This window comes from Pedobacter rhizosphaerae (assembly GCF_900111155.1).
GTDB classification, from domain to species: Bacteria; Bacteroidota; Bacteroidia; order Sphingobacteriales; family Sphingobacteriaceae; genus Pedobacter; species Pedobacter rhizosphaerae.
Window position 1 is genome coordinate 165,691 of record NZ_FOGG01000010.1, and the last position, 9,130, is coordinate 174,820.

At 38.6% G+C, this 9,130-nt stretch carries 7 protein-coding genes and 2 pseudogenes; 5 read left to right on the forward strand and 4 right to left on the reverse strand.

The annotated features are described in order from the left end of the window. Positions 1-528 precede the first annotated feature (528 nt). The 3 genes from BMX11_RS10510 (at position 529) to BMX11_RS10520 (ending at position 5,553) form a co-directional block, all read left to right on the forward strand. Positions 529-4,566, forward strand: coding sequence for a two-component regulator propeller domain-containing protein (locus BMX11_RS10510; RefSeq protein ID WP_090883984.1), 4,038 nt, complete (start codon positions 529-531; stop codon positions 4,564-4,566). Positions 4,567-4,661: 95 nt separating this feature from the next. Next, positions 4,662-5,105, forward strand: coding sequence for a hypothetical protein (locus BMX11_RS10515; RefSeq protein WP_090883985.1), 444 nt, complete (start codon positions 4,662-4,664; stop codon positions 5,103-5,105). A 25-nt stretch (positions 5,106-5,130) separates the two neighbouring features. Beyond that, a complete protein-coding gene (locus BMX11_RS10520) occupies positions 5,131-5,553 on the forward strand; it encodes a secondary thiamine-phosphate synthase enzyme YjbQ (RefSeq protein ID WP_090883986.1) in 423 nt (140 codons plus the stop codon). Positions 5,554-5,676: 123 nt separating this feature from the next. On the opposite strand, the gene BMX11_RS10525 is transcribed toward BMX11_RS10520, so the two are convergent. From BMX11_RS10525 to BMX11_RS24295, 3 genes and pseudogenes are all read right to left on the reverse strand, one after another. Continuing rightward, positions 5,677-6,090 (reverse strand): hypothetical protein, encoded by a 414-nt coding sequence (locus BMX11_RS10525; RefSeq protein WP_090883987.1) that lies wholly within the window; start codon positions 6,088-6,090, stop codon positions 5,677-5,679. Positions 6,091-6,160: 70 nt separating this feature from the next. Further along, positions 6,161-6,256 (reverse strand): annotated as a pseudogene (locus BMX11_RS24825) (TlpA family protein disulfide reductase); the annotation flags it as partial. A gap of 53 nt (positions 6,257-6,309) precedes the next feature. Then, on the reverse strand, positions 6,310-6,450 hold the full coding sequence (locus BMX11_RS24295) for a hypothetical protein (protein ID WP_175474530.1): 141 nt from the start codon (positions 6,448-6,450) through the stop codon (positions 6,310-6,312). 537 nt (positions 6,451-6,987) lie between these two features. Here BMX11_RS24295 and BMX11_RS10530 point away from each other — a divergent pair. Beyond that, positions 6,988-7,233, forward strand: coding sequence for a helix-turn-helix domain-containing protein (locus tag BMX11_RS10530; protein WP_090883988.1), 246 nt, complete (start codon positions 6,988-6,990; stop codon positions 7,231-7,233). A gap of 99 nt (positions 7,234-7,332) precedes the next feature. Here the strand turns inward: BMX11_RS10530 and BMX11_RS10535 are convergent, their stop codons facing one another. Continuing rightward, positions 7,333-8,649, reverse strand: a complete 1,317-nt coding sequence (locus tag BMX11_RS10535; RefSeq protein ID WP_090883989.1) for an alpha/beta hydrolase — start codon at positions 8,647-8,649, stop codon at positions 7,333-7,335. 293 nt (positions 8,650-8,942) lie between these two features. Between BMX11_RS10535 and BMX11_RS10540 the strand changes: the two are divergent. Further along, a pseudogene (locus tag BMX11_RS10540) lies at positions 8,943-9,130 on the forward strand (IS5/IS1182 family transposase); the annotation flags it as partial.

The following is a 9,130-nucleotide window of genomic DNA, read 5'->3' on the forward strand; positions in this document are numbered from 1 at the left end:
AATTTTTGGACAGCATTCTTTTAAGCTACCTACACTGGGGCTTTTGAACTTTACCCGATCGGATAAAATTTTTGAGCTGAACTCCATTGAGCAGCATAAAGAAAACATACAGTTGATCAGGAAATCGGTTAAGAAATGATCTCAACTGTTGAGGGATAACAGGGTGGTAAAGTCTATCCATTTTAATTTGGTTAAGGTTGTCATTGTTTAAATTATTTTGAACAAATCCAACTCAAAAGCCTCCTGTTTTTCTTGAGGAGAAAGCTGTTTCAAACACAAACTACGACATGCAAAACACTGCAAAACAATGATTTATATATTTTATCAAATCAAATACGACGACGAAAGCACTTTCAAATAGGGTAAAATCCTTAATTTGATAGGGGTAAAATCTAAAAACATGAATTATCTCCCACTTAGCTAATGAACACACCAAGAAGGAACTCATGGTGTATTCCAATTTTAATAATAGAAATAATTGTACTTTTAGCCTGTTAAACCCCAAGCAAAATCCCTATTTGTTTTAACATGAAAATTTTCATTCTGCTGATTCTTTCATTCACGGCTTCATTGGTTCGGGCACAGGATGAATATGGATTTAAACACCTCAGTGTAGAAGATGGATTATCTCAGAGTTCTGTACTCTCTATCGCCCAGGATTTAAAAGGTTTTATCTGGATGGGAACTCGTTTTGGGCTAAACAAATACGATTCGCAGACCTTTAAAATTTATAAACATGAGGCAAACAACCCCAGGAGTTTAAGTGGTTCTGAATATATATCCTCTATCCTATCAGCCAAAGATGGCTCTCTATGGATTGGAACGCCTCATGGTTTAAACAAATACAATGAGGCGGAGGATAATTTCGACAGGCTGCTGCAAGACAATGATAATCCCCTTTCCCTTAGTAGCAGTGTAATCAATTGTATTTTTCAGGATAGTAGAAAAAGAATTTGGGTTGGTACGGGAAATGGATTAAACCTAATTACTGATCAAAAAAAATACAGTTTCAGGCACTATCTCTTCCACCCTAAACGCAATGAAAAAATTTATGCGCTCACGGAAGACCATAACGGAACCATTTGGATCAGCTCATCAAGCGGTTTAATGAACATGAAGATTGTGAATGGAAAAACACAATTTAAGTATTTTAAAAACTTTAGTGATGCCATAAACAAGGCGATAGATAATCACATTACCAGCTTTGCAGAAGATAAGGATCACAACCTGTGGATTGGAACCAAACAAACGGGACTAAACAAGCTAAACTTAAAAACCGGTGAACTCACTTCATACACCTATTCCAGCATCAATACCAACGGCATTAGCAGCAATAATATCAGAAAAATTATTATTGATTTACAAGGAAGACTATGGATAGGCACGCTCCATGGCATTAATATATATAACCCTAAAAGCCAAAGCTTTAGCAGTGTCCAAAACGAACCCGGCAACCCTACAAGCCTAAGTCAGAACTCTGTTTACGACATTTTGCAAGATCGGCAGGGCATCATCTGGATTGGCACTTATTATGGGGGCGTAAACCTGATTTATCCCAATAACACTCCTTTTAAAGTTTATACCAGCGCTAAAACCAGAAGCGGATTAAGTAACAACGTGGTCAGTGCTATAACCGAAGACAACAATCACAATCTCTGGATAGGTACCGAAGGCGAAGGATTGAACTATTACGATCGGAAAACCAATCTTTACACGCATTATAAATACAATCCCAATAACAGCAGCAGCTTAAGCTCTAACCTGGTAAAATCTATTATAAAAGATAGAAAAAACAGGATCTGGGTTGGAACACATTTAGGTGGATTAAATCTTTTTCAACCTGCTACCAACACTTTTATTCGCTATACCAGCAAGAAAAATGATATCTCTTCCATTAGTAATGATGAAATTACTGCCATTTTTGAAGACAGTAAGGGTCGGTTTTGGGTAGGCACGAATAACGGATTAAACAGTTTTGACACCAGCACAGGCAAGTTTATCCGCAATAGAATTAATGGTTTATCAGATGCAGTGGTATATATTTTTGAAGATTCTAAAAAGGATCTCTGGGTAGCAACCCACTCAGGCTTATACCAGCTTAAAGAAAATGCCACGCGATTTACCCACCGCAGGGCTGATCAGCCTAATATCTTACCCTATAATAATGTTAGCAGCATTGCCGAAGATAAAAAAGGAAACCTCTGGATCGGAACCTTTCGCAATGGTCTTTTCAAACTCAACGCCAATAACCACCATTACACCCTAATTGATCAAAAAGCAGGATTGCCGAGCAACAATATTGTAGGCATACTGGAAGATGAACAGCAGATTTTATGGGTAAGTACCGATAATGGACTCTGTAAATACGACCCGGTAAAACGATCATTCAGATCTTATAATGTAAAAGATGGTCTGCCAGGAAATGAATTCAATTATAAATCGCTACTTAAAGATTCGAAAGGAGAACTTTTCTTTGGTGGATTAAATGGAATGATCAGCTTTTTTCCATCACAAATCAAAGAGAATAAAACTGTAGCCAAAGCTATTTTCACGGGTTTAAGATTGTTTAACAAACCGGTACAAATAGCTGAAGAAAATAGTCCGCTACAACAGAATCTAAGTGTTTCACCTTCGCTCACCCTTAAATCTGCACAAAATGTTTTTTCCATAGATTTTACCCTTTTAAATTTTATCAAATCGGATAAAAATAGATACGCTTATAAACTGGTCGGGTTTGAAAATAATTGGAACTATGTTGATGTCCCCTCTGCCAGTTACACCAACCTCTCTCCAGGCAATTATAAGTTATTGGTTAAAGGCAGCAATAATGATGGATTGTGGGCTGAGGAGGCAAGTGTTTTAAAAATAAAAGTACTTCCTCCTTTTTACAGAACCTGGTGGGCCTATCTTTTTTATCTCCTTATAACGGTTGCTGTTTTAGTGCTTGTGCTTCGATATCTGCTCGTAAAAGCTCTCTTAACAAAGGAAAAAGAAGTAAATGAATATAAGCTCGAGTTCTTTACCAACATTTCGCACGAAATTAAAACACCTTTAACCCTCATTACCGGGCCATTAGAGAGGATGATCAGCGATGCGCACGACGATCCGGCGCTTCACCGCAGCCTGCAACCCATAAAGAATAATGCCGACAGGTTAATGAACCTGGTAAATGAGTTGCTTGATTTCAGGAAAACCGAAAGCGGAAAAATGAACTTACAGGTAAGTCCGGGTAACCTGGTTCAGTTTTGCAGGGAAATATATCTGGCCTTCCAAAACATGGCCATTAATAAACATATTCAATACAACTTTTATAGTGAGGTAGAAGATACAACCATTTATTTTGATAAGGTACAACTCGAAAAGGTCATGTTTAACCTCCTTTCCAATGCCTTTAAGTTTACACCGGATCATGGTGAAATTAGTATTAAGATTAATGCGCATGAAACGATGGTAGATGTTTCGGTAAGTAATACCGGAAAAGGCATTCCATTGGAAGATCAGAGCAACCTGTTCAACAGCTTTTATCAATCCAGGTCGCATACTAACATCGGAACCGGATTAGGCTTGTCACTTTCTAAAAGTATCATTACGCTTCATCATGGAAAAATAGATTTTACCAGTATCCCTGAAACTATTGATGCGCCGGGAATTACCTGCTTTACCTTTCAATTGAAAAAAGGAAAAGACCATTTTAAATCTGTTGATTTTATAAAGGACTACATCTATTATGATGATGCTTCAAACTATAATATTAAACCTGTTTCAAACCTGGATATCAACACTGAGACAGTACAACAAAGCACAGCTCAACCCCAAAAAAGATATCAGATTCTCCTGGTAGAAGACAATGCTGAGGTACGTCACTTTGTTAAAAATTCATTAATAGATGAGTTTGATATTCAGGAAGCCCAGGATGGGTTAAAAGGTTTAGATGCTGCTTTTGAACAGATTCCGGATTTAATTTTAAGCGATGTAATGATGCCCAATATGGATGGGCTGGAGCTTTGCCGCAGGTTAAAAACAGACGAAAGGACCAGCCACATTCCGGTAGTTCTACTTACTGCCAGATCGGCCTATGTACATCAGATTAATGGCCTGGAACAGGGGGCAGATGCTTATATCATGAAGCCTTTTAACCTACAGGTTTTGAAACTTAACATCCAGAATCTGTTGCAGGCGAGAGAAACCCTGAAGCAAAAATTCTCTCAAGTAGTGACATTAGAACCTAAAAACCTGATCATTAACCAAACCGATCAGAAGTTTTTAAATAAAATTATTCAGATTATCGAAGATCGAATTAACGATACAGAATTTGACGTACCCACATTGGCTACAGAAATTGGCATGAGCCAGCCTGTATTGTATAAAAAAATTAGGGCCCTTACCGATCTTTCTGTAAACGATTTCATTAAATCTATCCGGTTGAAAAAGGCCGCCCAGCTCTTGGGCAGCATGAAAAATATTGCGGAGGTAGCCTATAGCGTAGGCTTTAATGATCGTAAATATTTCAGTTTAGAGTTTAAAAAATACTTCGGGAAAAGCCCAACAGAATATATCCAGCAATAAGTGGGCTCCTTTTAAAACAATTTCCGTTTAATATGCTTTTTATTGAAGGGCCGTCCATGCTCCAGTAAGGTCAGATCATCTCAAAGAGCCATAAAATGAAAATACTAAAAGCATTACTCGCAGGCTTCGCCGGATCGGCAGCCTTAAACATACTCCACGAAACGGTTAGAAAATTTGATTCAGATGCCCCCAGGATAGACCTCTTAGGCGAAGAGGCCCTTAACCGTTCTTTAAACAGCCTTAATATCACTACGCCAAAAGGGCAAAACCTTTATTTGGCCACACTGGCTAGCGATTTCATCAGCAATGGTATCTACTACAGCGCCATCGGCTTTGCCGGAAGGAAAAATTTATACTTTAAGGCGGCTGTATCTGGATTAACGGCCGGTTTAGGGGCGATCAGTTTACCAGATAAAATTGGCCTTGACGATGACCCGGTAACCCATTGCAATAAAACCAAAGTCCTTACGGTGGCCTGGTATCTGGCTGGCAGCTTGGTTACAGCTATTGTATTTAGTAAATTAACTAAGAAAGCTTAGTTTTGCCCGATAGCATTTTATATTGATGAAAATTTTCCAGCAAGTCCTCTCCCTTCGCGAAAGACGAAGAGGCTTCCATATCATTACCGAAGAAATTGAAAATATAATTCCCGAAATCGCACAGTTAAAGCTGGGATTGTGTCAGGTATTTATCCAGCATACATCAGCCTCTTTAACCATTAACGAAAATGCAGATCCTACAGTCAGAATCGATTTCGAAACCTTTTTCAACAAAAATGTTCCAGAAAATGATCCCGATTACGAACATGATTACGAAGGATCTGACGATATGCCGGCACACCTCAAATCTTCTTTGTTAGGCAGTTCAGTGAGCATTCCCATTCGAAATGGACGTTTGGCCTTGGGAACATGGCAAGGCATTTACCTTTGCGAACACCGCAATTATGGTGGCCAACGCAAATTAGTAGTTACAGTTTGGGGCGAATAGAAACTGCCTGAGAATTGAAAATTCTTCATCCTTCCTGTACTACTTGTTAACCCTTTGTTCGAGAAAAACTACCCTTTGGCAACCTGTTCATTTCCTAATTCTTACCTATCATTATTTTCCTCTTTACAATACAGGCTTAATTACTGCTGATTCTAAGCTAGAACTTACAGGATCCCCTTCAACCAACGAGACCGTTATAGTATGTTTCCCTGCTGTTTTAAAGCTTAAAATCCCCATAGGGTAGGTATTATACTTATCGGTTGCCGCCTGTTGGTTTTGCACTATAATACCCTCATCTGTTGTGGTTTTCCATACGAGTTTACGTTTTGGTTTGCGGTTAGTAATGATGTGATTTAGATGGATTCTACGCTCTACACAGGCTTCTATAATGCCTGCTGAAAAAAACTCTGTGCCGGCCATTGCTATCAATTGCCCGTTTTCTATCCATACATAATGTGGAATGACGGCATGAGGGAAAAGTTTGGTCAATATGGTATCGGCAGTTATGGTGACTAAGCGCTCCTGGTAGGGTTTCATTCGCAAAGCAATCCGCTCTTGCTTATCGCCTGTATTGGCTGCATTAACCAGTATGATGGCTACTTTCCCATTATATATCTGCTGGATACTGTCTGCAAAACCGATTTTTTTTGATGCAAGGCCCGCACCAGGTAGCCCAAAAATTTAGTATTAATAATTTATCGCGATGAGCGCTGAGGTTGCCTCATACACTTTACCCTGATAAAAAAACTGATGATTTTAAGTCCAAAAACTGGCTGGCATTTTATCTCCGATTCTGACTGCACGCAAAGAATATCCATCCATTTTGATGCTTTTAGCCTGGGCTACAGAAAAGCATAGCAAGCTCATGGTGATGAACATCGTCGTTTTTTTAAACATCTTTTTCTGTTATTGATTAAGAAATACGCCTAAAAATGGCAATAGTTATCCCTGATGCTTTCTTTGTTAAAATAGACCACATCAAATGGCTATCAATTAAAAGAAAGCTTAAAAAACCTACGATCCCCCTGCTAAGACTTAACGCGATCTTATAGAGCAGGGGGTGTAGTCAATCAAACAAACTTAAACAGGTTGCTTAGGTTTTATAGCAAACAACCGATCAAATGAGCAAGAAATAGGGATGGTACATGGGAATGTTTTGGTGTAATTAAAACAATAGGTTGTATTGAATATTCGGTACTCATACACCAGGAATCTGTTCTCTTTAATTTCATACGTATCACATGGTACGAGGTTAAGCGCAGATCCCCCTATATTATTGGTATGAACCTTAGTTTCCACAACTTCAATCTGGGGTTTAGAAGTTGCTAATACTCTTAAATACTCATTAATAATTTATTGTTAATCAAACATAATAAAATTTTTACAACTAAACAAATATGTTTAGTTGTTTTCTTAAAAATATTTTGAGTTTGCATGATGTCTGAATTAAACCTTTTTAAACTTAATCTGGGGAAGCGTATAGCTTTTTTGAGAGAGCAGAGGGGTTTAACCCAGGCGCAACTCGGTAGTTTCATTAATAAAGATTTTCAGAGCATTAGCCGTGTAGAGAACGGAAGAACAGGCATTTCTGCCTTCGCCCTTAAACAATTAGCCGATGCCCTTTCGGTTACCATGAACGAAATTGTTGATTTCACCGAAATCAGAAGCAACAATAAATAAATCATTCTCCACATATCCAACTCATCTTTTCAAAAATTCAGGCCGTAAAAAAAGCCTGAATAATCAGGCTCTGAGAGGTTAATTTATAGAGTATCGTTATTATTTTGCTTTTATCCAGATGGCCAGGTCATTTATCAGCGGTTCTGATACGCTAACCGGATTTTGGTATTGTGCCATGGTCCCCTTTTCGGTTTGCGGGCTGAGCAAATGATTTAGTTCAGGATAAAATTTTAGCTGTACATTTTTCTTCTTGCCTAAAGCGACATTCCAAAGATCGAAGTCTGTTTTACTTACCTGAAAGTCATTTCCGCCTTGCAACACATAAATTTTCTGCTTAAGCATTTTGGCTACATTCACCTGGTTATAGTTATTTAAATCTATCCAGTAAGATGCCGGAAGACCAACAACAATCGAATCAGCTTTTAAGGTAGGACTCAATTTAGTCAAACGGCTTTTATCAATTTCTATAAGGGCATCAGCCAATTGTTTTTTACCCGCCGCGGTGGTATCCTTTGCGAGTTCAAACATATACTTATTCTGATCAACTATGATATCACTCAATTTTCTTGCCGGGGCAGCAGCGAGTATTATGCCTGCTACATCAGGACTTGCCAAGGCGATTTTAGGCGCCAGCATTCCGCCAAGACTATGGCCAAGTACAAACACTTTCTTTGCGTCGGCTCCCGAAATAGTTTTCGCTAAAGCAATGGCCGCAGCAGCATCATCTAAAACTTCTTCCTTTACGGTAAAAGCTTTATAAAACTCCTGGGCATATACCAATGTACGTTTTACATAGCGCACCGAACCAATCCCTTTTGCCGCCAAGCCCGCAGCCAGGTCTTTGAATGGTTTATTTGCACCTACCGTTTCATCCATATCGCCTGGTCCCGAGCCGTGCACCATCACCACAACAGGGAAATTTTTAACATTTTTCGGTGTGGTGACTATAGCCGCTAACTGATGGCCAGGGCTATTGAGGTAAACAGATTTCTCTGTATATAAATTCGTATCTGCGTATGTAGGTTTTGCATAAGCGGCAGCACTTTTACCTGGTACCAGAAATAGCCCTACTATTTTCTGAGCTTTATCAAAACCTACCAGAAAGTTTTGCTCTCCGTTGGCAAACTTACCTTCAACGGTAACTGCGAAAAATTCGCCTTGCGCTTTGCTCTGCACCGCATCGAAAGAATTGGCCTTACCATATTTAGCGCCTAAATCTGTCCAAAGCTTCTTCAGGTTCTCTTCAGATACCTTGCTCTTCATATTATCATCGAAAAGCGCATGTGCCGCTGTAAATTTCTCCTCTTGCAACAGTTTAAAGAAATCGCCTGCACTATTAAACAATTGGATAACATTTTGCGAAAAAGCTGAGGTACTTATTAATAGTATGATAAAGAGTAAAAAATGTTTTTTCATTCAGGATGTATATTCTTGTTTGTCAATGAATATATCAAAGTTAATAATATTTACTGCTCCAAAGCCTTTTTAAAAACTAAACGATTAGTTTTAACTTTTTTTAACAATTGGCTTAAAGTGGTGAGTGTTTTATAACCGTAGGGCATGAAGGTTTGCACAAAGAACACAAAGCCAGGCTGAGATTTTCGAGGGCACTGAAAAAGTCCCCTAATAGAAAAGGGCAAAAGGAGTAGAAAACTAGTTTTTCTACTTCTTTTTTTGTATTTTAAAGGTGTATTATTACTGCTTTTAAGATGCTTCTTCAACAACAAAAAATCCAGTTTAGCGAGTTTTCCAGGCTTTATGACCTGATTGTTCCCAAAGAGAACCTACTTCGCAAGATTAACGAGCTTATAGATTTTGGTTTTATATATGATGAGCTTCTGGATAAATACTGCCCGGACAACGGGCGTAATGCTGAGAGTCCGGTACGCATGTTTAA

Excerpts from the sequence above, each read along its gene's own strand:
- BMX11_RS10515 (WP_090883985.1), top strand. The coding sequence starts at position 4,662 with ATGAAAATACTAAAAGCATTACTCGCAGGCTTCGCCGGATCGGCAGCC.
- BMX11_RS10520 (WP_090883986.1), top strand. The coding sequence starts at position 5,131 with ATGAAAATTTTCCAGCAAGTCCTCTCCCTTCGCGAAAGACGAAGAGGC.
- BMX11_RS24295 (WP_175474530.1), bottom strand. The coding sequence starts at position 6,450 with ATGTTTAAAAAAACGACGATGTTCATCACCATGAGCTTGCTATGCTTT.
- BMX11_RS10510 (WP_090883984.1), top strand. The coding sequence starts at position 529 with ATGAAAATTTTCATTCTGCTGATTCTTTCATTCACGGCTTCATTGGTT.
- BMX11_RS10525 (WP_090883987.1), bottom strand. The coding sequence starts at position 6,090 with ATGAAACCCTACCAGGAGCGCTTAGTCACCATAACTGCCGATACCATA.
- BMX11_RS10535 (WP_090883989.1), bottom strand. The coding sequence starts at position 8,649 with ATGAAAAAACATTTTTTACTCTTTATCATACTATTAATAAGTACCTCA.
- BMX11_RS10530 (WP_090883988.1), top strand. The coding sequence starts at position 6,988 with ATGATGTCTGAATTAAACCTTTTTAAACTTAATCTGGGGAAGCGTATA.